We start from the raw sequence: 26,282 nt of genomic DNA, 5'->3' as shown, positions 1-26,282 counted from the left end.
CGCCATTGCGGCCCGTCGCTATAAGATGCTATCCAAGCTGATCATGGCTCAATATTCTCTGTAATTTTCACTTCCCTTTCTTTTTAATTGAAACGCATTACCGTTTTGATTGTTAACCCATTAGGATTTTTTCTTTTCTAACCATAACATCATTTATTATGCCTATTTATCATAAATTGGGGCAGATTCCAGCTAAACGTCACACGGTTTTTCGTAAACCCGATGGAAATCTGTATGCCGAAGAATTGGTATCAACCGAAGGTTTTTCAAGTTTATATTCATTGGTTTATCATTGTCACCCACCTACCATTGTAAAACATTTGGGCGAAGCGTACAGTGTTGAGCCAAAAATTGCACGCGAAAAACACCTGAAACACACAAGTTTAATCGGTTTCAATATTAAACCAGAAGATGATTTTCTAAAAAGCAGAAAAGCCGTTCTGGTAAACAGCGATCTACACATTATTTTAGCAGCGCCGAGAAAATCGATGACGGATTATTTCTACAAAAACAGCCAGGCCGATGAAATGATCTTTGTGCACGAAGGTTCTGGAAAGCTGAAAACAGGATTTGGAGAAATTAAGTTTGCTTATGGTGATTATCTGATCATCCCCAGAGGAACCATTTACCAGATGGAGTTTGATACTGAACAAAACAGGCTGTTCATCGTAGAAAGTTTTAGTCCGTTAAGACCACCAAAAAGATATTTAAATCAGTTTGGACAGTTAATGGAACACGCGCCTTACTGTGAGCGTGATTTAAGACTGCCCGAAAACCTCCAAACCTTTGATGAATACGGCGATTTTAAAGTGCTGATTAAAAAACAAGGCTTAATTTATCCATATACCTACGGTACACATCCTTTTGATTATGTAGGCTGGGACGGTTATCATTACCCTTATGTTTTTTCTATCCACGATTTTGAGCCGATAACGGGCCGTTTGCACCAACCACCTCCGGTTCACCAAACTTTCGAAGGACACAACTTTGTAGTTTGTTCTTTTGTTCCCCGCAAATACGATTATCACCCTGATTCTATTCCTGCACCTTACAACCATAGCAATGTAGATAGCGACGAAGTACTTTACTATGTAGATGGTGATTTTATGAGCCGTAAGAGCGTGGTTAAAGGGCAAATTACGTTACACCCAGGAGGTATTCCACATGGGCCACACCCGGGTACCGTAGAAAAATCGATCGGAAAAGAAAAAACAGATGAACTGGCGGTAATGATCGATCCTTTTAAACCTTTAATGCTTACACAGGATGCCCTGGATATTGAGGACGAAAATTATCACAAAAGCTGGCAGATTAACATAGAATAAAATTTAGTCGGAAGTCGGGAGACCGAGGTCCGAAGATTGATAACTAAAACATAAAACCTCTGAAGTCGGACCTCCGACCTCGGACTTATTAATAACAACAACAATGGAAACACAAACATTCGCAGAAAAAATATCAAAAGCACCAGATTTTCTGCCTATTAACGGAACAGATTATATCGAATTTTATGTAGGTAACGCTAAACAAGCAGCTCACTACTACAAAACTGCATTTGGGTTTCAAAGCCTGGCTTATGCCGGACCAGAAACTGGCGTACGCGATCGTTCATCGTATGTATTGCAACAGGGTAAAATCAGATTGATCTTAACAACAGCATTAAAATCAGATCATCCGATAGCAGAGCATGTAAAAAAACATGGCGATGGGGTAAAAGTATTGGCCCTTTGGGTAGACGATGCCTACAGCGCCTTTGAAGAAACCACAAAACGTGGCGCGAAATCCTACCTTGCTCCTCAAACTTTAACTGATGAAAATGGTGAGGTTCGGATGAGCGGTATTTATACTTATGGCGAAACTGTACACATGTTTATTGAGCGTAAAAATTATAACGGAACCTTTATGCCGGGTTACCGTGTATGGGAAAGCGATTATCAACCTGCCGATGCTGGTCTTTTATATATCGATCATTGTGTGGGTAATGTAGGATGGAACCGCATGAATGAAGCCGTACAATGGTATGAGGATGTAATGGGCTTCGTAAATATCTTATCTTTTGATGATAAGCAGATTAATACCGAATATTCTGCTTTGATGAGTAAGGTAATGAGTAATGGAAATGGCTATTCGAAATTCCCGATTAATGAGCCTGCTGAAGGCAAAAAGAAATCGCAGATTGAAGAATACCTGGAATATTATGAGGGTGAAGGCGTTCAGCACATTGCTGTGGCCACTAAAGATATTGTTAAAACAGTTAAAGAACTGAAAGCACGTGGCGTTGAATTTTTAAGTGCACCACCAGAGGCCTATTACGATATGATGCCGCAACGTGTAGGTAAAATTGATGAAGAAATATCTTTACTGGAAAGCCTGGGCATTTTGGTTGATTGTGATGAAGAAGGATATTTGTTGCAGATTTTCACTAAACCGGTTGAAGACCGCCCTACCCTTTTCTTTGAGATTATTCAGCGTAAAGGTGCACAGAGTTTTGGAGCGGGTAACTTTAAAGCATTATTCGAATCGTTAGAGCGTGAGCAGGAATTAAGAGGCAACTTATAATATTATCACTAACTAAACTTAGGGCAATCAGTAATCTGGTTGCCTTTTTATTTACTCATTTTTAGGTATGTATTTAGCGAAAAAAATGATTAAATTTAGTTACACACAAATATTTAAACCTTAATTATTATGAGAACAAAATTAACGCTGGTTTTATTACTGGCTGCATCATTCAGTGGCTTCGCACAAACAAAGGCCGAAATTGTTAAAAACATCAATCAATTACTGGCAAAAGCCATCGGCGGAACCGATATTACCTTACATAGTGGCAAGGAAACTAAATTTAAAATTACAGCACATTCATTCTCTATTGATGAAGAAATGAATTTCGGGATTTTCACCATCGGAAAAACATTTTCCAGTTCAGATCATGCCAGGATAGAAAGCTCCAATAAATCGCAAATACAGCATTGGAAAGGCTTTAAGGTTAGTCCTGAACAGAATAGTACAACCCTTAAATCAATTTATCCTGTTTTCGAAAAGCGAGAAAACGAACCTGACAATGATAAAAATGGAATTAAATATTATTGTTTAGCTGGTGATGAAGATAAATTGATCGTGGCACTCATGCATCTGCAAAATCTTTATTCGAAGAAATAATTCATTGAAGAGTCAAATCAGAGTTCGTCATTTCGAGCGAAGTACAAGTCTATCGAGATAGATCTCTCCATTACACTGCGCTTCAGTCGAGATGACGATCTTTTTATTGGATTTGCGGGCTAATTAATATTAACTACCTCTTTTCCTTACAAAACTTCCCCCAAATGTTTATAATTTGATTTTATTGTATCCATAACCTCACTCATTTTTCCACCCAGCATTAACTTGGCCATCGATTCAGTCATGCCTTTTATTTGAGCCCATTCTATTTTTGGAGGCATTGCTAAAGCGTTGGGATTGGTCATGATATTCAATAGAACAGGGCCATTTTCATTAAGTGCATGACTGATTGCTGTTTCCACTTCTTCAGGCTTGGCTACTGTTATCCCCTTAAAGCCCATGGCCTGCGCAACCACTGCAAAATCAGGGTTAATCATATCTGTTTCATTATCGGGCAATCCATCAACTTCCATTTCCAACTTAACCATTCCCAAAGCCCTGTTGTTAAAAACGATTAACTTAACTGGCAGGTTATATTGTTTAATGGTTGCCAGATCGCCTAAGAGCATTGATAAACCACCATCGCCACAAAGGGCAATTACCTGTTTTTCGGGATGTGCCAAGGCAGCCCCTATAGCCATGGGCATAGCGTTTGCCATCGAGCCATGATTAAAAGATCCGAGCATTTTACGCTCCCCTGTACCATCAATAAAACGTGCTCCCCAAACACAACACATGCCAGTATCAACGGTAAAGATGGCATCATGTGCAGCTAAGCGATTAAGGGTTTCAGCCACAAATTCAGGCTGAATTTTATTTTCTTCGCCCTGATCGTTTACATAAACCTGTTGTCTTTCTTTAACCTTTTGATAGAACTCGAGTTGGGTTTTCAAGAAATTTTCATCTTTCTTCTCTTCCAAAAGTGGTAATAATGCTTTAATTGAATCAGTTATATTTCCGCATAAACCCATCGTTAGTTTTGCCCTTCTACCTAACCGTTCCGGTCTCTCATCGATCTGAATAATTTTGTTTTTTTCGGGCATAAAATTTACATATGGAAAATCCGTCCCCAATAACAGTACCACATCAGCTTCGTGCATGGCATGGTAACCCGATGGCTGACCTAAAAGACCAGTCATGCCAACTTCGTAAGGATTATCATATTGGATGCCCATTTTACCACGGAACGAAAATCCAACTGGTGCTTTTAATTTAGCCGCAAGTGCTACCACTTCATCATGTGCTTCAGCTGCCCCTATTCCACAATAAAGCATAATTTTCTTTTCACTGTTCAGTAGCGAAGCCAAACCATGTAGTTCCAGATCGGAAGGGCGGATGACCGGCCTATTATTAAACAGTTGCATGGAAGTTACACTTTCCATGGCATCCATTTGGGCTACATCACCTGGCAGACCAAAAACTGCGACTCCTTTTTTATGAATGGCATGCTGAATGGCCGTTTGGAACATTCTTGGTACCTGTGCCGCGGTGGTGGCTACCTGGTTGTAATAACTGCAATCATCAAATAACTTAATGGTATTGGTTTCCTGAAAAAAATCCATTCCGAATTCGCCTGTTGGGATAGTTGAAGCAATAGCAATTACGGGAACATGAGAACGGTGCGCATCATAAAGCCCATTAATCAAATGAACATGGCCCGGACCACAGCTTCCGGCACAACAGGCTATTCCATCAAGTTCAGCTTCTGCTGCTGCCGCAAAGGCTCCAACTTCTTCATTGCGCACGTGGATCCACTTGATTTTGCCGTTTCGCCTTACCGCATCGTTAAAATAATTTAAACTGTCTCCAGTAACGGCGTAAACTCTTTTTACACCAACTTCAACCAGCATTTCAACCAGTTGTTCTGCCACATTTTTACTCATGAAGGTATTTTTTTAATCAGGATTGTTTATTGTTACTTTATAAATAGATGAAGCACTTATATTGTTTTGAATAACAGATAGAAATAAGCCAATCTGACTTACTGAAGACTTTCATCAGAGCGGTTGTAACAGAAGTATCGCAATATGGAATGGATGAAGTTTCTTCACTAAAACTTCATAAATGAAGTGCACCTTTGAAATAACAAAACACGAAGCGATTTCAATTTTGTTAAATTCTAAAAACTCATAATTAGTTTTTTAGTTTTCCGGTTACCCTTATCTGATACCTCATGTATTGCAAAATACATGAGGTTTTTTTTATGCAAATTATTCGGTACTTTCTTTAAGCATCTGATAAAGATCTGTTGCCCCTCCATCAAACTTAGTTCCGTTTACATAAAACGAAGGCGTTCCGTTTACGCCACTTCGCACACCACTATCAAAATCATCTTCTATTTTGCTTTTGATTTCTTCGGAAGTGCTGTCTTGCTGGAACTGCTCCAGATCTAAACCAATCGTTTCAGCCAGTTCGTCGAAAAGCTCACCACTTAAACGGTATTGATTTTCGTACAGTGCATCGTGCATTTCCCAAAACTTACCTTGTAAACCTGCCGCTTCTGCAGCAATGGCAGCCGGAAAAGCAAACTCATGGGTATTTGCCAAAGGGAAATGGCGGAAGATAAATTTGATCTGATGCCCGAATGTTTCTTCAATTTCCTTCATAATCGGGTAGGCATTACCGCAATATGGGCATTGATAATCGCCAAATTCGACAATGGTTACACTCGCCGAATCATCACCTTGAATGTGATCTTTATTATTTATTTCAGGTTTTAAAGTACTCATAGCTTATTTCTTGTTTAATTCCTCTAATGCGTCTAAAATTCCGTCAGCGCCAGGGTTAACGGCTATTGGCGACAAATAACTCCAGGCAATTTTCCCTTCTTTATCAATTACAAAAAGTGCCCTTTTACTTTCACCAAGTTCTTCATCGTATACGCCATAAGCTTTTGACACTTCGCCTTTTGGCTCAAAATCGGCCAAAAGCGGAAAATGCAGTTTTCTATTTTCCTGGAAAGCGAGGTGGCACCAAACACTATCAACAGAAACACCAAAAATCTGTGCATCATTCTTATTAAAATATTTTAGCATTTCGTTATAAAGTGCCATTTGGTCGCTACATACGGGACTCCAATCGGCAGGATAAAAAGCCAGGACAACATTTTTACCTTTAAAATCTTTAAGTTTTATTTTCTGGTCGGGAGTAGCATTCAATTCGAAATCTGGTGCTATAGCGCCTTTTTCTAACATATTAAGGAGTTTAAAATTTAAATCATTTATTAAACAATGCTGAATCTGTGTTGTTTGCAACAAATTTTAGCCTAATTTTTGCCTTTTGATCAAGTAAGACTGAAGGACAGGGTAAAATCCATCGTTCATATCGGCATCAATTAAGTCGATTTTATATTGGGCGCATTTTAGCGCAATCTGCTGTCGATACAAGGAAACTGCTGCTGTATAATTTTCCTTTACCTGATTGGTATGTACTTTAATCGTTTCACCGGTTTCCATATCGATAAACTGGTACGGGCGGTTTTCAAAATTAAAATCGACTTCTTTTGATTTATCTACCACGTTAAAAACCACCACTTCATGTTTGTTGAATTTTAAATGCTGCAAGGCATCAAAAAACTCGTCCGTTTTATCTGTGCTGGTTTGGGTATTAAAAAGATCACTGAAAACAATTACCAATGAACGTTTATGAATCAGTTCGGCCACCTGGTGCAAAGCTTCGCTTAAATTAGTCTGTGCATTTACCTTGGGGTTATGTAACAGCTCTTCTAATTGTGTAAACAAATATTTCTGATGTACGGTAGTCGACTTTGCTGGCGAATTCAACAGTATTTCATCTGTAAATAAGCTTAAACCAAAAGCATCACGCTGTTTCTTCAACAGATACATCAAAGATGCGGCAGCCTGTATGGAGAAAATCAGTTTGTTATTTTTGGGTTCAGGAAAGTACATTGATGAGGAAACATCAATCACAAACTGGCAGCGCAAATTGGTTTCTTCTTCGAAACGTTTACTATAAAGTTTATCGGTTTTGGCGTATAGTTTCCAGTCTATATTTTTAACATTATCGCCATTATTATACTGACGGTGTTCTGCAAATTCGACCGAAAAGCCATGAAATGGACTTTTGTGCAGCCCGGTAATAAAACCTTCTACCACTTGCTGTGCAAGCAATTCTAAATTACCATAGCTTGTTTCGTTTTCATAGTTTACAGCCTGCATATGGTAAAGCTAATAAAAGATTTATTAAAAAAAATTAAAAAACTACCCAAGACTTTCAAAGTTTCAAGGTCTAAGCACCGGCTAACTACAAACTGTGAATTGCAAACTGCAAATTGATATGGGCGTTCCCCAAGCTACGCAAGGGGCGGGCTTTCCAGGGCTGCGCTACGCTCCGGTACCGATGAAGGATCGGTACTAAACCCTTACAATCCCTAACGCTAACCACCCCGCCATGTGGGCACCCCTCCTTAAAACGAGGAGGTGATAATCAACGTTAGAAAGGCAACCAGCCCAAGTACCGCCAGACCAAAGCAATTTAAACCTGATGGCAGCGGCAGCGCCGAAGTATGAGGGCTACAGCGAACAGCAGGACTGAACAAACCGAAGCAAACTAAAGCACCTTTCCGAATAAGTTTATATTATTTTAACCACCGCTACAGTCCTCCTTAAAACCCCCGATGAAAAGCAGAACCCCACATTTCCAAAACACTAATAATCCGAATAAACAAAAAATCCCAAACTCAATAAATGAATTCGGGATTAATATTTTAAAAAACCTATCAGGTTTTCGAAACGTAATAGGTTAAAAATTAATTACTTCTTAGCTATTCTAAACAAATGACCATTATCGGTTACCGAATAAAGTGCTCCGTCTTTTCCTTGTACCATATCGCGGAAACGTTCGCCTTTACCTTCCAGCAAACGCTCCTCACCAACAATTTTATCATCTTTTATCACCAATCTGATAATATGTGAACCACCCAAACCACCTACAAATAAATTCCCCTTCCATTCAGCAATGCTGTTACTATTGTAAAACGCGATGCAGCCGGGCGAAATACTTGGATTCCAATAATAAACAGGTTGTTCCATGCCATCTTTCTGCTGAATACCATCGCCTACTTTTTTACCACTGTATTCTGTCCCGTAGGTAATAATTGGCCAGCCATAATTTTTGCCAGGTTTAATAATGTTCACCTCATCACCACCTTTAGGGCCAAATTCGGCTTCCCATAAATCACCGGTCAAAGGATTAATGGCTAAACCATCTGGATTCCGCAATCCATAGGCATAAATTTCTGGTTTTGCATCTGCTTTACCAGCAAATGGTCCATTCGCAACAGCTTTGCCATTAGGGGTAAGGTGTAAGATTTTACCCAAAGACGAATTTAAATACTGCGCCTGAATTCTGATATCGTTACCAGAACGTTCGCCAGTGCTTACAAATAAATTACCATCCTTATCGAAAACAATTCTCGAACCGTACTGAAGTTTACCGCCGTAAGCTGGTGTAGCGCGATAAATAACGGTTTGGTTCTCTATCGTAGTTTCATTAGCTGCTAATTTACCTTTGGCAATAGCTAATAAAACGCCTTTATCCTGAGGCTCTGAATAAGCCCAATAAATCATTCTATTTTTAGCAAAGTCTGGATCTAAAGTTACATCCAATAAACCTCCCTGGCCAGATGGGTCTACCTTGGGTAAACCGGTTATCTTTTTGCTTAATTTCCCGTCAGGAGTAAGGATCACCATTGTGCCCTGTTTTTGTGTAATTAAAAAACCACCATTTGGAAGAACTGAAATGGCCCATGGATTTTCTAATTTTTCGTTAATAATCTTAATATCCAAAGGGGTTTTAGTCTTTACACCCCCAATTCGGGTCTGCCCGGCAAATGCTGGCTTATAATCTGCTGAAGGTTCGTTCGTTTCAACAGGGTTTTGCGCCGATACACATGCAATATTTGCACAGTTTAGGGCTAAACCTGCCAATAAAACACCTAAAGTTTTATTGTTAAATAGGTTAATAGACATGATTGTTAGTTTTTTATTAAAGAAACAAAAATAAGTTTGCAATAAAAAACCCAAATCCATCAAATGAACTTGGGTTTTAAATATGTTACAAGCTTTAAGCTTTGTTTTCTGTTTTGAGCTTAAACTAAGCCAATTGCTTATTTAATTTTTCTGCTAATACTGATTTTGGAACAGCACCAACCTGTTTGTCAACAACCTGACCATCTTTAAAGTATAATAAAGCAGGGATGTTACGGATACCAAACTGCATTGAAATTTGAGGATTGTTATCAACGTTTACTTTTCCAACTACCGCTTTTCCATCATATTCTTTAGCGATTTCTTCAACTACTGGACCAACCATGCGACAAGGGCCACACCATTCTGCCCAAAAATCTACTAATACGGGTTTATCTGATTTTAATACAAGCTCCTCGAAGTTTGCATCTGTGATTTCTAATGCCATAATTATTTTTTTTATGTTCAAATATATGTATTCAATTGTAATGCCAACCCATCTGTAGTGTCAATTTGACATTATTTTGGTAAAAGCAGAGGGCGATGGTCGAAGAGCAGGGAGCTTAGGGCATAGCATCAAAGCGAAAATTAGAGCCGCTATGTACTAAACGCCATGCGCTATGCTAATTCAATTTATAGTTTACAACATTAAGCCCGAGTAATTGTTCTAAAAACTTATTGTTTGGATTTATTTTAAGATTTTTTGATGGCATATCCAACATAATCTCCTTTTCCCGATCAAAAATAGCGAAGTTAAGTTGGCAGTTTTGTTGCTCGGAGTTTGCCTTATTGTCTGCTAATATGGCTTCAATCTCGCGCATCAGTTGATCGTTAACCCGCTCAATTGGCACCTGGATAGTTAAACTTTTAGCTAATTTATCCCTCAGTTCAGACATTAAGTTAATTGAAGTAATTTTAAACTCCCAATCGCCGGCTTTACCAAAACGTTCACCAACCCTGCCTCTAATCTGTAAGAAATATCCTTCTGTTAAAAACGATTTAAATTTTAAAAAATCTTCTCCGAACAAGGCCATTTCACTTGCATCCTCATAATCTTCGAAAACAAAAGTACCAAATGGCTTACCTGTTTTGGTAATCCGTTGTGATGCGGTTACCACGAGTCCGCCTACACAAAGCTCACGGTTTTTCAGCTTTTCGAATTCGGCCAAAATCTCTTCATTATTATCGCCCATACGTACCTTATTGATGATACTCAACTGTTTAACGCCATGGGTACAGAATTTATCGAGTTCGAGTTTATAATTATCTAAAGGGTGGCCAGAAAGAAAAATCCCAATAGCATCTTTCTCGTACTTTAACCTGTCCATTAATGCCCACTCTGGCGAAACTGGCAAACTTGGTTCTAAAATAAGATCGGCTTTAGAGCCCCCGAATAAGGAAGCTTGTGACGTACTTTCATTGTTCTGAAAATCGTTGGCATATTTGATAATCTTTTCAATACCATTCATTTTATCGTTCGGGCCGATATAAAAATACTGCGCCCTGTGCCCACCAAATGCATCGAAAGCGCCGCTATACACAAAACTCTCGTAAGCTTTTTTATTTACAATGCGCGTGTTGGAACGCTTGGCAAAATCGTACACATTACTGTAAGGCCCATTTGCCAATCTTTCTTCAATAATACTTTCCACCGCCTTTTCACCCACACCTTTTACGGCCGACATACCGAAGCGGACTTCGCCCTTAGCATTTACCGAGAATTTGAGGTCAGACTCGTTCACATCGGGACCTAATACCGTAACACTCATCTGGCGACACTCTTCCATAAAGAAAGCTACCTGTTTAATATCACTCATGTTGTTAGACAGTACCGCAGCCATATATTCGGCAGGGTAATGTGCTTTTAGGTATGCGGTTTGATAGGCAATCCATGCATAACAGGTAGAGTGCGATTTGTTGAAAGCATAGGATGCAAATGCTTCCCAATCTTTCCATATTTTTTCTAAAGTTGTGGCATCATGGCCTTTTTCGGCCGCTTGTTTCACAAACTTTGGTTTCATTTTATCCAGAACGTCTTTCTGTTTCTTACCCATCGCCTTACGCAGCACATCGGCCTCACCTTTGGTAAATCCGGCCAGTTTCTGCGATAAAAGCATTACCTGCTCCTGGTAAACGGTAATTCCGTAGGTTTCTTTCAAATACTCTTCGCAGGCATCCAAATCGTACTTAATTTCTTCTTCGCCATTTTTACGGCGAACGAAACTTGGAATATACTCCATTGGGCCCGGGCGATATAATGCGTTCATCGCAATTAAATCATCAAAAACCGTTGGTTTCAGCTCCTTCATGTATTTCTGCATGCCCGGACTCTCGTACTGGAAAATCCCGATGGTTTCACCACGCTGGAAAAGCTCATAGGTTAATACATCATCAATTGGGAAATTATCCGGATCGAGATCAATACCAAATCGTTTTTTAACCAGTTTTACGGTATCCTTTATCAGGGTAAGGGTTTTTAAACCCAAAAAGTCCATCTTTAATAAACCCGCGCTTTCTACAACCGAGTTATCAAATTGGGTAACATATAAATCAGAATCTTTTGCGGTAGATACGGGAACGAAATTGGTTATATCGCTTGGCGTAATAATTACTCCACAGGCATGAATACCGGTGTTCCGTAAAGAGCCTTCTAAAATCTGTGCCTGTTGAATGGTTTCGGCACTCAAATCTTTTAATGCGCCAAGGTTTTTCAATTCAACAACGCGTTCATATTCATCAGGGCGCAAAGCTTCTTTCAGTGTTTTCTCATCCAGCGTAAAGATTTTTGCAAGCTTCATATTTGGGATCAGCTTGGCAATCTTATCAGCTTCAAAAAGTGGCAAATCCAATACCCTGGCTGTATCGCGGATGGAAGATTTGGCTGCCATGGTTCCATAAGTGATAATCTGCGCAACCTGGCTGGAACCGTATTTGCCAATTACGTATTCCATTACACGGCCACGGCCCTCATCATCAAAATCGATATCAATATCGGGCATGGATACACGATCGGGATTTAAGAAACGCTCAAAAAGGAGATCGTACTTAATGGGGTCGATATTCGTGATCCACAAACAATAAGCCACCACCGATCCGGCTGCAGAACCACGGCCTGGTCCTACCGAAACATCCCTGCGACGGGCTTCAGCAATAAAATCCTGTACAATTAGGAAATAACCCGGATAACCGGTTTTTTCAATGGTCTGTAATTCGAAATCTAAACGTTCGATAACCTCAGGGGTTAACGTGCCATAACGTTTTTTGGCTCCTTCGTAAGTAAGATGGCGCAAAAATTTATTTTCCCCGCGTTTCCCTCCATCGGCCTCATCTTCTGCCACTAAAAATTCTTCTGGAATATCGAATTTAGGTAAGAGTACTTCGCGGGCAAGTTTATAGATTTCAATCTTATCTACAATTTCTTTAATATTTACAATCGCCTCCGGCAAATCAGCAAAAAGCGATTTCATTTCATCACCAGATTTGAAATAATATTCTTGATTAGGCAAACCATAACGGTAACCCCGACCACGGCCAATTGGTGTGGCCTGTTTTTCGCCATCTTTTACACACAACAAGATATCGTGCGCATTTGCATCCTTCTTGTTAATGTAATAGGTATTATTTGTAGCTACTAATTTAACTTCGTGTTTGCGCGCCAAAGCAATCAGCGATTCGTTTACACGGTCTTCATCTTCCTGGTTGTGACGCATTACCTCCACATAGAAATCATCTCCAAACATGTTCTTCCACCAGATCAGCGCTTCTTCAGCCTGGGTTTCACCCATGTTTAAAATTTTGTTCGAAATCTCTCCGGATAGGTTGCCCGATAAAACAATAATATCATCTTTATATTGTTCAATTACCTCCCTATCGATACGGGGCACATAATAAAAACCTTTGGTATAAGCGATAGAAGACATTTTAGCTAGATTGTGATAGCCTTTTTTGTTCTTCGCCAACAGTACCATCTGGTAACCGTTATCTTTTGCTGTCCGGTCTAAGTGATTATTACAAACAAAAAATTCTACCCCAACAATCGGTGTCATTACCACTTCCGTAGGGCGCTCGCCTGCCTCAATTGCAGCGGCATTTTTTGCTTCGGCAGCTTTATTATGGTTTAAAACATGGTTTACAAAGTGGAAAGCCCCCATCATGTTTGCATGATCGGTCATGGCTACCGCAGGCATTTTTTGTGCTGCCGCAGCTTTTACCAGATCGGGAATACTGATGGTACTTTGTAATACAGAAAACTGGGTGTGGTTGTGTAAATGTACAAAGGTTGCTGCAGCAAGTTCCTGTTTGTTTCCAGCAAGTTCCTGTTTCGAAATCCCTCCGCCCTCAGCTTTTTGTAAACGTTTTCGGATTTCATCAGAAGCAGCTTTTAAATTGATGTGTTTTAAACCAACTCCTTCAATCGTAGCCGGGTTTACCTCTCTAAAACGAGGAAAATATTCTACATCAACCTGTAATTCTTCTTTTTTAAAAACCTCTCTTTTTACCAATTCCAAGAAACAACGTGTAGTTGCTTCCACATCGGCAGTTGCATTGTGGGCTTCGCTAAAAGGAACACCAAACAAATAAGAATGTAGCTCGGTTAAGGTTGGCAGTTTAAACCTTCCGCCCCTCCCCCCAGGCAATTGTAAAAGCTGGGCGGTAACTTCGGTACAGGTATCTAACACAGGCATCTCGGCCAAACGGTTAGCTACACCAAAACGGTGGAACTCACAGCCCATAATGTTTACGTCGAAACCAACATTCTGGCCGACAATAAACTTGGCTTTATTTAAAACTTCATTAAACTTGGCCAGCATTTCGTCGAAACCGATACCTTGTTCGGCAGCGAGTTCTGTAGAAATACCGTGGATCCGTTCTGCATCATAGGGAATATTAAACCCCTCTGGTTTAACCAGATAATCCTGATGTTCAACCAATCTCCCCATCTCATCATGCAGTTGCCATGCAATCTGTATACAACGCGGCCAATTATCCGTATCGGTAATAGGTGCATTATAATTACGTGGCAAACCAGTGGTTTCAGTATCAAAAATTAAGTACATATTGTGCGGCAAAGGATTAACCGTTGTAGAATAATAACGGTTCTTCAAAAATAAGGAATTTGAGGGTTGAAGTTGTCAGGATTTTATCAACAAAATTTGACGAACAAACCTATCCGGTTTTAAAAACCTAAGCGTTCTTTTAAAGCATTAATTCCGAACTCATTATCATTTTGTTCTTTTTAACGCTTTATTTTTAGAAATGAGACGTAAACAAAAGACGTAAGAAAGCAGGTTTCGATACAACAGTTGAAGAGAACACCAAGCGATTTGGTTTTGCGTATAAAGCATATACGCTAGACGAGATCAAGAAAATTATAAAGCCATCTAACTAAAAAAACAATCAGGTTTTTTGTATCCTGTAGCTTTAATGAGGTAATGTTGTAAGGGTGAAGCAATCTTTTATTAAAAAAGAAATTTAAATGATTTGAAGATCAGTAACAGTAGCATTTCGGTTCCTTCAAGCAAGCACACTGTAAAAAAAAATAAAAGAATAGTGCTTTTTAGGAGTCTTTCCCTGTCACTCAGATTTAAATTGCAAAAACCTGTAGCTTAAGCTTCGATAAAACATCTAAGATAAATATTACATTAGCATATCTAAATCGATCATCTTATGAAAACTTACATCAATAGATTAATTGTACTTTCTAGCTTTTTCCTGTTAGCCAGCAGCTTTGTCGCAAATGAACCCCTTGTAAACAAAAACAATCCAGAAAGTGAAATCTGTAATAAAACCATTAAGTACACCACCAATAAACTGCTAGGTCCAAACGGTGAAGAAATAACTGCATCAACAGAAATAACGATTAACCCAACTACAAAGATTATTACCTTAGAGAGCGCTCCACCAGAGCAGGAAAAAGTTTTGTTCGAAACGCAGATTGAAAGTATTGAATGTTCTTTTAGCAAAAACCTATTATCAGGTAAAGCTTATTATAAAGGTTATATTCTACAACAAGATGGGAATAAAAGCCCTGCCGAAATTGTGTTGGAAGCAAAAGACGGGAAAGTGAGCCTTACTTCTTATGATGAAGAAAAGAGAATTGGACTGAGAGCGATCTTTAATAAATGGGAAATAATCGAAAATAAAGAAAAACCTTAAACTAGTTGTCTTTTGCAATTTGGATGAGATAAGCCGCCAAATAACTTCATCTACAACACAAATGCTATCAATTTGTAAAGTAATGTAATGAACACCATTTGCCTTCAAAGGCCTTGTGGTCGATATTCGAAGCGGGCTTATTTTACATAATGGGTTTTGCTTTTATGCTTCTGCTTTTGAACATAATAAGTAAACCATCATCAAATTATAAAGTTTTGAAAAGCATTTTTAAACCTTATATTTATTTCTACCTTCGATTAATATTTAACGATACGCAAACCATTAAAATAAAATATATGAAAGTAACGGTTGTTGGCGCAGGCGCAGTTGGTGCCACTTGTGCAGATAATATTGCCCGCAAAGAATTAGCGAACGAACTTGTCCTGTTAGATATTAAAGAGGGTTTTGCCGAAGGCAAAGCGATCGACATGATGCAAACCGCAACCCTTTTGGGTTTCGACACTAAAATTACCGGTGTAACTGGCGATTACAGCAAAACCGCTGGTTCTGATGTGGTGGTAATTACCTCAGGCTTGCCCCGCAAACCAGGGATGACCCGCGAAGAACTGATCGGCATTAATGCTGGTATTGTTAAGGGTGTTGCCGAAAACATTTTAAAATACTCTCCAGAAGCTATCTTCATCGTGATCAGTAACCCAATGGATACGATGACTTATTTAGCCTTAAAATCGTTAGGTCTACCTAAAAACCGTATTATCGGTATGGGCGGAACGTTAGATAGCTCTCGTTTCAAATTTTATTTATCGCAGGCTTTAAATTGCAACCCTAACGATTTACAGGGCTTTGTAATTGGCGGCCACGGCGATACCACCATGATTCCTTTAACCCGCTTAGCTACATACCAGAGTTTACCGGTTAGTAATTTATTGGATAAAGCTACCCTTGATAAAGTTGCAGCCGATACCATGGTTGGTGGTGCTACTTTAACAGGCTTAATCGGCACTTCGGCCTGGTATGCACCAGGCGCTGCCGGCGCTGCATTGGTTGAAGCGATTTTACGCGATGAGAAAAAACTCTTTACCTGCTGCGTTTCTCTCGAAGGCGAATACGGACAGGAAGATATATGCTTAGGTGTACCCGTAATTATTGGCCGTAATGGCTGGGAGAAAATCATCGATTTTAAATTAACCGATGATGAGCAGGCCGCATTTAATAAAAGTGCCGATGCCGTAAGGAACATGAATAACGTACTGGCAGAAATGAAATTGGTTTAACACTAATTACATCATTATTTTTTTGCCACGGAAACACAGAAGCACAGAATTAGATTTATATTCTGTGTATTCCGTGCTTCCGTGGCATTTTTCTTACATTTAGATAAGTTGTCACCCTGAGCGTAGTCGAAGGGCAGTAGACATAAATAAACAATGAAATCAATTTCAATCCCACTAAAACTGATAAATTTACAAGACGACGGTTTCCACCTTTTGATGGAAGTTGTTGTTTTTAAGGAAAAACATTTTGCTGTTTTAGATACCGGTGCCTCGCGAAGCGTGTTCGATAAATCGTTGATTGAGCAACACCTATCAGAAACCCTGCAGGTATCTGACGAAATTAATGCAGCCACCCTTTTTACTTCGACCACTACCATTCAGGCAACTATTCCTGAGCTAAAAATCGGATCGTTAAAGATCAAAAACTACGAAACAGTGGCTTTCGATCTGCAATCGGTTAGTGAAACCTACCAACAGTTTGGTCATCCGCCTATTATGAGTATTATTGGTGGAGATATATTAATGCAGTATAAAGCCGTTATTAATTACGACAAAATGATTTTAAGGCTTTATAGATAAATGTAATTTTACTTTATGACTTTAATCATTTTTATTAAGCTATTTTAAATGATATTTGAACCTAATGAAAAAGTTAATCACAATCTTTTGTGTTATTTTCTGGGCAGGTTTAATTGGTGGAATTAGCTTTTTAGAAGCCCCATTAAAATTCCAGGCCCCAGGAATTACGACCCCACTTGGTTTAGGCATCGGACAACTGGTTTTTCAGGCACTCAATAAAATAGAGATCGTATTGGTTATCATCATTTTAGCCTGCTCCCTACCCGCACCTTTAAAAAGCTTTCACAGTATTTTACTTTTCTCTATTACCATTCTTTTAATGGCAGATACTTTTTGGCTATTGCCAATACTCGATGAAAGGGCAAAGCTGGTTTTGGCAGGCAACGTAACTGCTAAAAGTTATCATCATATTTTGTACATCATTGTCGATACCATCAAATTCCTATCGTTGATTGTTCTGGGTTTTTTAGGTTTAAAATCACTGCATCATGAAAAAAGATATTCATAATAGAGAAGATATTATGCTTTTAGTGGATACATTTTACAAAAATGTTGCGCTTAATAAACAGATAGGCCCAATATTTACCGATGTTGCCAAAGTAGACTGGTCGTACCACTTACCTAAAATGTACGATTTTTGGGAAAGTATCCTTTTCGGAAAAGCAATTTACAAAGGCAACCCCATGCTTACCCATTTTGCCTTGAATGAACAAACACCATTGCAAACTGAAGCATTTGAAACCTGGAAAAACCTGTTCTTCCAAACTGTCGACGATCTTTTTACAGGAGACAATGCAGATCTGATTAAACAAAAAGCGCAATCTATTGCCGATTTAATGCATTTTAAGATCAATTCGCCTCAATCTAAGATCAAAATTGTTTAGTGAACTTTACTTTGATTTAAGCTGGTTTCTTTATAAATTTAGGTAACCAAACTAAATTAATTATGAAATTCCTCAAAATCTTACTTGGCATTATTGTCGTATTGGCAATTATTATTATTGGAGGTAGTTTTTTTTTACCAAAAAGCTACTCTGTTAATCGGACAATAACAATTAATGCTCCAGATAGTGTAATCTATAAAAACATTGCCGATTATAATGAATTTTATAAATGGAACGCGTGGTCTAAAATGGATCCACAAGCTAAGGTAACCATTACAGGAAATATCGCCCAACCTGGTCACCTATACCAATGGAATGGAGAAAAAAGTGGTAACGGACAAATGAAAATAAATACGGTTGAAATCAATAAAATGGTTGATATGGAATTGAAATTCATCAAACCTATGGAAAGTGTTGCAGATACCCGTTTCGATATTGAAAAAGAAACTAATGGAAATAAAGTTACCTGGACCATGAGTGGTGAAAGTAAAGGAATAATAAATAAATGGTTTTGTTTATTTATTGACAATATGATTGGTAAAGATTTCGAAGACGGATTAAAGTCTTTAAAGGAAAAATCGGAGAAAGGAAGTTAAAGCGCTGTGTCATCCTGAACGGAGTCAAAGGATTTGCCATGGAGGCACAGAAAGCACGAAGTATTATCATTCTGGGCGCAGTGAAGAATCCGACAGCTATGCAAAGAAAATCTTTTAAAGATGGAAGCCTAAAGCGCAAGAAAAACCTTCGCGGACGCTGTGACTTTCCTCCGTTCGCTCTGTGGTTAAAACATAACTGGCCTCTCACCCGAGAGGCTTTTTTTTGCGTCAATTTGCAACAATTCAAACAATTGTGTCGGCTTTGCGTTAAAAAAGCATTAAAAATCAACTAACCAGCGATTAATATTTTGTAATTCCCTATTTTTTAGATTACTTGCCAGCAAAATGAATTTATTACTTGTAGAAGATGAACCGAGCGTTGTATCTGTAATTTCGAGGGGCTTAACCGATGAGGGATTTAGCGTGAGTATAGCTCCTGATGGTTTAATCGGAAAACAGATGGCTATAGAAAATCAGTTCGATCTGATTATTCTCGATATTATGCTACCTGGAATAAATGGTTTGGAACTTTGCAAAATCATTAAAGAACAAAAACCAAATACACCTATTATTATGCTTACGGCTTTAGGTACTACCGAAAATGTAGTAAACGGGCTGGATAATGGTGCGGATGATTATCTAATAAAGCCATTTAAATTTGCTGAACTTTTTGCAAGGATTAGAATGCTGTTGAGGCGATATCATGGTGTGGTTTCGCAAGATCAGATTATCTCTATAGCAGATCTCCAGCTAAATTTAAGCGCAAAAACAGTAAAACGAAACCAACAGGAAATTATACTTACGGCAACAGAATATCGCCTCATCGAGTATATGGCCAAAAACAAAGCAAAAATTTTATCGCGTATTGATATTTTAGAAAACGTTTGGGATATAGACTTTAACCTCGGCACCAATGTGGTTGATGTTTATGTTAATTATCTTCGCAAAAAAATAGATAAAAATTCCGTCCAGAAACTCATTCACACTGTGGTAGGCCTAGGCTATATATTAAAAGAAAAATAATGGAAATAGCCAAGAAAATCACCTTACTTTTTGCCATTTTATCGGCAATCATTATCTCTTTATTAAGTGGTTTTGTTTGGTATTTTTCTAACGATTTCGCCTTTGAAGATTTTTATAAACGTTTAGAGGCGCGGGTTAATATCGCTGCTCAGATTAAATTATACGAAGACGAAAACAATAAGGTTTACGCTAAAATGCGTAATCAATACCTGGAGCGTCTGCCTTCAGAAAAAGAGTACATAATAGAAGCTGGAAAACCAACGAATAAATTGGACCGAGAGCTACCAGCTAGTTTTTATAACCGCATAAATGCCGGATATGTAGCACGCTATCGTGTTGAAAATCACTTTTATGCAGGAAAATTCTTTAAAAATCCACATAAAGGATATATCGTAATAGTTTCGGCAAATGATCCTTTTGGTTTTCGGGAGTTAAAAGATCTTCAAAGAATCTTAATAATCGGTTTTTTCCTTTCTGTTATTTTATCTTTTGTTGTTGGCTGGAAATTTTCCAATTACATGTTAATGCCCCTAAGAAATATAATTAAGAGCGTAAAAAAGATAAAAGCAGAAAATTTGCACTTAAGACTGGATGTAAAAGAAGGGAACGACGAAATGTCGCAGTTGGCCCAAACCTTTAACAATATGCTTAACCGTTTAGAAACGGCTTTCGAAACACAAAACAACTTTATCAGCAATGCTTCGCACGAATTAAGAACACCATTAACCATTATTAGCGGCGAGGTTGAACTGGCGATGAAAACCGTTGAGGATAACCCTAAACAGCACAAAGCCTTATCTAAAATTAAAGACGAGGCAGAAAGATTAGAGCATATCTTAACCAGTTTACTGGGGCTGGCACAATCTGGATTTAATGGCAAAAACCAACCCTGGGAAGAGGTACGGATGGACGAACTGTTATGGGAAATTAAAGAATCAGTTAATCAGGTACATCCCAACAGTAAAATAGAAATCGACTTTACCAAACTTCCTGATGATGATGACTTACTAACCCTGCGGGTAAACAAAAACCTGATTAAGCTTGCCATCAGCAATATTGTAAACAATGCCTGTAAGTACTCAAATGAGAATCTGGTAAGCATTAGTATCGAAAGCAATGCCAATATGCTCTCAATTGCTGTAACAGATAGAGGAATTGGAATACCGCAAACAGATATACAGCATATATTTGAACCTTTTTACCGTGCATCTAACACCAATGATTTTAAGGGATATGGCGTTGGCTTACCGCTTTCATTGAATATTATCCGTTTACACCGGGGTAGTATTGCTATTAAATCGCAGGAGGGAGTTGGCACTGAGATTAAGGTTTTATTGCCGACGAAAAGTTAGTTCACTAATGGTTAATTGTTTAAATCGTTAAAACTGGTTAACTGTTACTACTCTAATGGTACAATTAACCGATTAACCAGTTTATACAGTTAACCAAACCTATAGCCACTCCAAAAGGGAGTACACTCTAATCTCATTCTAATCTTACTCTTATTTCGCTATAATAACATCAAGCTAAACTTGTATAAATAATTTTTCAATTCATTTAAACAAGATATAGCGATGAAAACAGTATTAGTACCAACCGACTTTAAATTAGAAAGCATTAAAATTATTGATGCACTTGTTCAACATCAAAAAAATGAAACCTTAAACATCATTTTTGTACATGCCTTTAAATTATCGGATTCTATAACCGATATGTTAATGTTGAGTCGCCGCAGCCGCGATTACGAAAATGTTAGCGACGAATTTTATCAACAGTTAAATCAGGCCAAGGCAAAATACCCTAGTCAGATCAATGCCATTGGAATCGAATATTTTTACGGAAGTACTGTAGCCGCTTTCAAAAACTTTATCGAAGCTTTTGATGTAGAGCGCATTGCCTACTTAAAAGAATATAATTTTACACCGATCAACAAATATAGCGTCGACCCTAAAATATTAACAGCACGTGCAGGCTGTGAAGTAATTCAATTAAATACACTAACTGTTCATGCTAGTGAAAATTTAATCGATACAAAAATACACGAAACACAGTTGCAGGAAGCAAACGCTTAATAATCACATTTTAAACTTTATATTATGCTGTTACGAAATAATATTCCGCTCACTTATATATTCGGAAAGATCAAAAAAGAACTCCTGTTTGTTATTGGCTACTCCATAGGCATTGTGGTGTTGTATGAAAACTTTCATGTTACACGCATTTCCATTCCTGTTGCAGTACCCGCGCTATTGGGAACAATCATTTCACTTCTATTGGCATTCCGGTCTAACCAGGCCTACGATAGATGGTGGGAAGCCAGAATACTCTGGGGTGCCATTGTCAACGATTCTAGAACCCTGTCTCGCCAGATATTATCTTTTGTAGAAAATCCTTATGGCTTAGATGAGGTTGAGGCATTTAAAGAACGTTTTATAAAAAGGCAAATTGCCTGGTGTTATGCCTTAAGTCAATCGCTAAGAGGTTTTAACCCACGCAAAGGTTTGGAAGAATACCTGTGTGCAGAGGAAATCGCTTTTATTAAAAAACGTAAAAATGTAACTACAACGATATTGGAGTTACATGCCATGGATTTAAAAAAGGCATTGCAAGAAGGCTGGATCAATAAATATCAGCAAATAGAAATCGACAAAACCATTACAGCTTTATGTAACCACATGGGCGGATCGGAAAGAATAAAAAACACCGTTTTTCCGGTTACTTATAGCAAATACATTAACATGTCTATCCATCTATTCATCGTGTTACTGCCTTTTGGTTTAATTGAATATTTTGGTTACATGGAAGTTCCATTAGTGGTTGCCATAGCTGCCTTCTTCCTATTGGTAGAAAAAATGGCGGTGCATCTTCAGGATCCTTTTGAAAATAAACCTACAGATACACCAACCACAACGATCTGCAGAACTATTGAACGCGATCTTTGTCAGATGCTGGATGATAATAAAATATACGAGGACAAACCTCAAACCGAATTGGCACCTGTAGGGTCATATTACATCCTGTAATAATCATTGCCATAAAATAATCTCATCCATTGAGATGGTTAGTTAATCAAAATGTATTTGCACTGGATAGCACAAATCTTTTGAAAAGTTTATAGTGATACAAAGCCATTCGTAAACCGAATGGCTTTGTTTTTATATTGCTAAATTAATTTACAACTACAGTGTGTGTTCCATCTGGATTAACAATTATTGATGTGCTTCCATTATTAATTACAGTAGAATGTGTTCCGTTAGAATTTACTATAACAGATGTACTCCCATTATTGATCACAGTAGAATGTGAACCATTTGGATTAACAATAGTAGATGTGTTGCCATTTTTGATGACCGTTGAATGCGTATCGTCCGGATTAACTATTGTTGCCACATTCCCGTTATTCACCACAGTTGAATGGGTTCCATTGGCATTAACAATGGTAGGAATATGTCCGGGGCTACTAAAAGCTGAATGTGTAACATATTGATGCATTGCTATTGAGGTCTTACAATCCATTGAAGATTTAAGCTTAGGATTAACCTTCAATTTCCACAATTGAGCCGCTGGACGCATTTTTTGACTTTTACGCTGTGACTGCGCACTAACTATTATCGAGTCCGATAATAGCAGTAAAATAATTCCTGTTTTTTCATTTTGATTTTATTTGTGTGTAAATAAATTTACAAAATAAAAAACGACACATTCATAATATAGCAATAATTAATAACCTATTTTCGGGTGGAGTCAGCTGTTTCCATCTGACTTATGACAATTAAATTCATCCAAACTAAAAAATTCAATATGGTGTAAGATGGTAACGCTTACACCACGATCCAACAAAAAACCCTCTCCAAGACTTAACTTGAAGAGGGTTCATATCTCGAAGTCCCCTTTAGGGGATTTAGGGGTTAAGCATCAATTTTCGCATATTTTGCATTGCGCTCAATAAACTCTCTACGTGGAGCAACCTCATCGCCCATTAACATAGAGAAAGTATGATCGCATTCTGCAGCACTTTCAATAGTAGCCTGTAATAAAGTACGTGTAGCAGGATTCAACGTGGTATCCCAAAGTTGTTCAGCGTTCATCTCACCCAAACCTTTGTAACGCTGAATGTGTACACTATCTTCTTTACCATTACCTTTAATACGTTGTACAGCGGCATCACGTTGTACATCATTCCAGCAATATTCGAAATCCTTACCTTTTTTAACCTGATAAAGTGGTGGAGATGCAATGTAAACATAACCGGCCTCGATTAATGCCCTCATATAACGATAGAAGAATGTTAAAATCAAAGTGGTAATGTGAGAACCATCAATATCCGCATCCGTCATAATTACGATTTTGTGGTAACGTAATTTTGTTAGGTTTAATGCTTTATCATCTTCTGGTGTACCAATACTCACACCGATAGCGGTAAACATGTTCTTGATCTCATCGTTCTCATAGATTTTGTGCTCCATCGCTTTTTCTACGTTCAAGATTTTACCTTTTAGTGGTAAAATAGCCTGAATGTTTCGATCCCGACCTTGTTTAGCGGTACCACCCGCCGAGTCTCCCTCTACCAGATAAATTTCACATTTTTCAGGATCGCTATCTGAGCAATCGGCTAATTTTCCTGGTAAACCAGAACCACCCATTACACTCTTACGTTGAACCATCTCACGCGCCTTACGTGCTGCAGCACGGGCCGTAGCAGCTAAAATCACTTTGTTAACGATCATTTTAGCCTCTTTCGGATTTTCCTCCAAATAAGCACCTAAAGCTTCGCCAACAGCAATATCAACCGCACCCATTACCTCGGTATTACCCAATTTGGTTTTGGTTTGGCCTTCAAATTGAGGCTCTTGTACCTTAACCGAAACCACAGCTGTTAAACCTTCTCTAAAGTCATCACCAGTGATTTCCATTTTCAGGTTTTTCAATAAGCCAGATTTATCGGCATAACTTTTCAGTGTACGTGTTAAACCTCTACGAAAACCTGCAATGTGTGTACCTCCTTCGTGTGTGTTGATGTTGTTTACATACGAGTGCACATTTTCTGAGTAGCTATCGTTGTACTGAAAAGCCAGCTCAACCGGAACGCCATTTTTAATACCATCGATATAAATTGGTTCTGGTAAAAAAGATGCACGTGTTCCATCCAAAAATGTAACAAACTCTTTTAAGCCACCTTCTGATTCAAAAACTTCTGATAAAAAAGTACCATCATCCAATTTCTCGCGCTCATCAGTTAAGGTTAATCTAATTCCTTTATTCAAGAAAGCCAACTCACGTAAACGACCTGCTAAAGTATCGTATTTATATTCAGTAGTTTGTGTGAAAATGGTAGCATCCGGACTAAAAGTTACGATAGTACCGCGTTTATCAGTAACACCAGTTTCCTTTACATCATATAAAGGTTTACCGATATTGTATTCCTGCATCCAGATTTTGCCTTCACGGTGAACTTCGGCTTTCAAATGTGTAGATAAGGCGTTAACGCAACTTACCCCCACACCGTGCAAACCTCCAGATACTTTGTAGGTATCTTTATCAAATTTACCACCTGCGTGCAAAACCGTCATTACGATTTCAAGCGCCGATTTATTTTCTTTTGTATTAATTCCTGTCGGAATACCACGACCGTTATCTTCAACCCTGATGGAGTTACCCTCTAAAATCCTAACATCGATCGTATTTGCATGACCAGCTAAAGCCTCATCAATTGAGTTATCTACAACCTCGTAAACCAAATGGTGTAAACCTTTTACACCAGTATCACCTATATACATTGAAGGGCGCTTACGCACCGCTTCCAAACCTTCTAAAACCTGTATATTATCTGCCGAATAATTTGACTTTAAATCCTGTTCTTCGCTCATATTTTAATTAAAAACAATAAGTATCAAAAATACGGAAATTTTGGCATTTAAACTAATATGTGGATAAATTTTGAGCTGTTAAGAGATTACAGTTAAAGCGATTAAAACAGCTTTAAATCAGGTTTTGGAAAGCAAAACCAGCATTCCAATCCATGTCTCTTCCCGCTTTCCATTATAAGTCCCGCAGAAGAAGCGGGAGCCTTCCATTTCAATCGGGTTTAGGTGGCCACAACCTGCAAATATTATAGGATTATCGCACCAGCCCCACCAAACGTTCCGACGGAACGAAAACGCCAATTATTCAATTGGCTACCCACGAAACGTCCCTAAGGGGACGCTAAGGATTAACATTTCTAATCCGCAAACCCGTTCCAGAGGAAAGCCTCATACCTCATTTTTAAGTCTCCCATGAACATTAAAAGTGAACATTTCTAATCTGCCAACCCGTTCCAGAGGAAAGCCTCATACCTCATTTTTAAGTCTCCCATGAACATTAAAAGTGAACATTTCTAATCTGCCAACCCGTTCCAGAGGAAAGCCTCATACCTCATTTTTAAGTCCCCCATGAACATTAAAAGTGAACATTTCTAATCCGCCAACCCGTTCCAGAGAAACCCTCATACCTCATTTTTAAGTCTCCCATGAACATTAAAAGTGAACATTTCTAATCCGCCAGCCCGTTCCAGAGAAACCCTCATACCTCATTTTTAAGTCTCCCATGAACATTAAAAGTGAACATTTCTAATCCGCCAGCCCGTTCCAGAGAAACCCTCATACCTCATTTTTAAGTCTCCCA

Annotated in this window: 23 protein-coding genes; 14 read left to right on the top strand and 9 right to left on the bottom strand. The window is 38.5% G+C overall.

The window, feature by feature from the left end:
• Positions 1-158 precede the first annotated feature (158 nt).
• From ACTJKN_RS04475 to ACTJKN_RS04465, 3 genes are all read left to right on the top strand, one after another.
• On the top strand, positions 159-1,325 hold the full coding sequence (locus ACTJKN_RS04475; protein ID WP_440823041.1) for a homogentisate 1,2-dioxygenase: 1,167 nt from the start codon (positions 159-161) through the stop codon (positions 1,323-1,325).
• 103 nt (positions 1,326-1,428) lie between these two features.
• Entirely contained in the window at positions 1,429-2,559 is a 1,131-nt protein-coding gene (gene hppD, locus ACTJKN_RS04470; protein ID WP_440823039.1) for a 4-hydroxyphenylpyruvate dioxygenase, read from the top strand.
• A 129-nt stretch (positions 2,560-2,688) separates the two neighbouring features.
• Positions 2,689-3,159, top strand: coding sequence for a hypothetical protein (locus ACTJKN_RS04465; RefSeq protein ID WP_440823038.1), 471 nt, complete (start codon positions 2,689-2,691; stop codon positions 3,157-3,159).
• Between the two features lie 146 nt (positions 3,160-3,305).
• On the opposite strand, the gene ACTJKN_RS04460 is transcribed toward ACTJKN_RS04465, so the two are convergent.
• From ACTJKN_RS04460 to dnaE, 7 genes are all read right to left on the bottom strand, one after another.
• The gene (locus ACTJKN_RS04460; protein WP_440823036.1) at positions 3,306-5,042 is read right to left on the bottom strand and encodes a thiamine pyrophosphate-dependent enzyme; all 1,737 of its coding nucleotides are present in this window, start codon (positions 5,040-5,042) and stop codon (positions 3,306-3,308) included.
• A 327-nt stretch (positions 5,043-5,369) separates the two neighbouring features.
• Positions 5,370-5,888 carry a DsbA family protein gene (locus tag ACTJKN_RS04455; RefSeq protein WP_440823034.1) on the bottom strand — a complete coding sequence of 173 codons (519 nt, stop codon included), beginning with the start codon at positions 5,886-5,888 and terminating at the stop codon, positions 5,370-5,372.
• Between the two features lie 3 nt (positions 5,889-5,891).
• A complete protein-coding gene (locus tag ACTJKN_RS04450; protein WP_440823032.1) occupies positions 5,892-6,353 on the bottom strand; it encodes a redoxin domain-containing protein in 462 nt (153 codons plus the stop codon).
• A gap of 66 nt (positions 6,354-6,419) precedes the next feature.
• Positions 6,420-7,337, bottom strand: a complete 918-nt coding sequence (locus tag ACTJKN_RS04445) for a DUF58 domain-containing protein (protein WP_440823030.1) — start codon at positions 7,335-7,337, stop codon at positions 6,420-6,422.
• Between the two features lie 594 nt (positions 7,338-7,931).
• Positions 7,932-9,149, bottom strand: coding sequence for a PQQ-dependent sugar dehydrogenase (locus ACTJKN_RS04440; RefSeq protein WP_440823028.1), 1,218 nt, complete (start codon positions 9,147-9,149; stop codon positions 7,932-7,934).
• Positions 9,150-9,273: 124 nt separating this feature from the next.
• Positions 9,274-9,594 (bottom strand): thioredoxin, encoded by a 321-nt coding sequence (trxA, locus tag ACTJKN_RS04435; RefSeq protein ID WP_029275428.1) that lies wholly within the window; start codon positions 9,592-9,594, stop codon positions 9,274-9,276.
• Positions 9,595-9,769: 175 nt separating this feature from the next.
• Positions 9,770-14,203, bottom strand: coding sequence for a DNA polymerase III subunit alpha (dnaE, locus tag ACTJKN_RS04430; protein ID WP_440824059.1), 4,434 nt, complete (start codon positions 14,201-14,203; stop codon positions 9,770-9,772).
• Between the two features lie 610 nt (positions 14,204-14,813).
• Here dnaE and ACTJKN_RS04425 point away from each other — a divergent pair.
• From ACTJKN_RS04425 to ACTJKN_RS04375, 11 genes are all read left to right on the top strand, one after another.
• A complete protein-coding gene (locus tag ACTJKN_RS04425; protein ID WP_440823026.1) occupies positions 14,814-15,302 on the top strand; it encodes a hypothetical protein in 489 nt (162 codons plus the stop codon).
• Positions 15,303-15,598: 296 nt separating this feature from the next.
• On the top strand, positions 15,599-16,537 hold the full coding sequence (mdh, locus tag ACTJKN_RS04420) for a malate dehydrogenase (protein ID WP_440823024.1): 939 nt from the start codon (positions 15,599-15,601) through the stop codon (positions 16,535-16,537).
• Positions 16,538-16,690: 153 nt separating this feature from the next.
• Positions 16,691-17,116, top strand: coding sequence for an aspartyl protease family protein (locus tag ACTJKN_RS04415; protein WP_440823022.1), 426 nt, complete (start codon positions 16,691-16,693; stop codon positions 17,114-17,116).
• 64 nt (positions 17,117-17,180) lie between these two features.
• Positions 17,181-17,624: a hypothetical protein gene (locus ACTJKN_RS04410; protein ID WP_440823020.1), complete on the top strand. Its 444-nt coding sequence runs from the start codon at positions 17,181-17,183 to the stop codon at positions 17,622-17,624.
• The gene (locus ACTJKN_RS04405) at positions 17,605-18,000 is read left to right on the top strand and encodes a group III truncated hemoglobin (RefSeq protein WP_440823018.1); all 396 of its coding nucleotides are present in this window, start codon (positions 17,605-17,607) and stop codon (positions 17,998-18,000) included. Before ACTJKN_RS04410 ends, ACTJKN_RS04405 begins: the two co-directional genes overlap by 20 nt.
• Before the next feature lie 62 nt (positions 18,001-18,062).
• Complete coding sequence (locus tag ACTJKN_RS04400; RefSeq protein WP_440823016.1) at positions 18,063-18,596, top strand: SRPBCC family protein; 534 nt, start codon at positions 18,063-18,065, stop codon at positions 18,594-18,596.
• A gap of 38 nt (positions 18,597-18,634) precedes the next feature.
• Positions 18,635-18,889 carry a hypothetical protein gene (locus ACTJKN_RS04395; protein ID WP_440823014.1) on the top strand — a complete coding sequence of 85 codons (255 nt, stop codon included), beginning with the start codon at positions 18,635-18,637 and terminating at the stop codon, positions 18,887-18,889.
• 52 nt (positions 18,890-18,941) lie between these two features.
• A complete protein-coding gene (locus tag ACTJKN_RS04390; RefSeq protein ID WP_440823012.1) occupies positions 18,942-19,619 on the top strand; it encodes a response regulator transcription factor in 678 nt (225 codons plus the stop codon).
• Positions 19,619-20,971, top strand: coding sequence for an ATP-binding protein (locus tag ACTJKN_RS04385; protein ID WP_440823010.1), 1,353 nt, complete (start codon positions 19,619-19,621; stop codon positions 20,969-20,971). The genes ACTJKN_RS04390 and ACTJKN_RS04385 overlap by 1 nt, the downstream gene beginning before the upstream one ends.
• Positions 20,972-21,193: 222 nt before the next feature.
• Positions 21,194-21,691 (top strand): hypothetical protein, encoded by a 498-nt coding sequence (locus tag ACTJKN_RS04380; protein WP_440823008.1) that lies wholly within the window; start codon positions 21,194-21,196, stop codon positions 21,689-21,691.
• A 24-nt stretch (positions 21,692-21,715) separates the two neighbouring features.
• Positions 21,716-22,642 (top strand): bestrophin family protein, encoded by a 927-nt coding sequence (locus tag ACTJKN_RS04375; RefSeq protein WP_057932456.1) that lies wholly within the window; start codon positions 21,716-21,718, stop codon positions 22,640-22,642.
• A gap of 145 nt (positions 22,643-22,787) precedes the next feature.
• On the opposite strand, the gene ACTJKN_RS04370 is transcribed toward ACTJKN_RS04375, so the two are convergent.
• On the bottom strand, positions 22,788-23,135 hold the full coding sequence (locus ACTJKN_RS04370; RefSeq protein ID WP_440823006.1) for a hypothetical protein: 348 nt from the start codon (positions 23,133-23,135) through the stop codon (positions 22,788-22,790).
• A gap of 392 nt (positions 23,136-23,527) precedes the next feature.
• The gene (gene gyrB, locus ACTJKN_RS04365; protein WP_440823004.1) at positions 23,528-25,486 is read right to left on the bottom strand and encodes a DNA topoisomerase (ATP-hydrolyzing) subunit B; all 1,959 of its coding nucleotides are present in this window, start codon (positions 25,484-25,486) and stop codon (positions 23,528-23,530) included.
• Positions 25,487-26,282 lie beyond the last annotated feature (796 nt).

Origin of the sequence: Pedobacter sp. 22163, assembly GCF_052045595.1 — a bacterium.
Lineage (GTDB): Bacteria > Bacteroidota > Bacteroidia > Sphingobacteriales > Sphingobacteriaceae > Pedobacter.
Note: the sequence above shows the minus strand (reverse complement) of the source record. Positions and strands in the feature narration are given on the sequence as shown.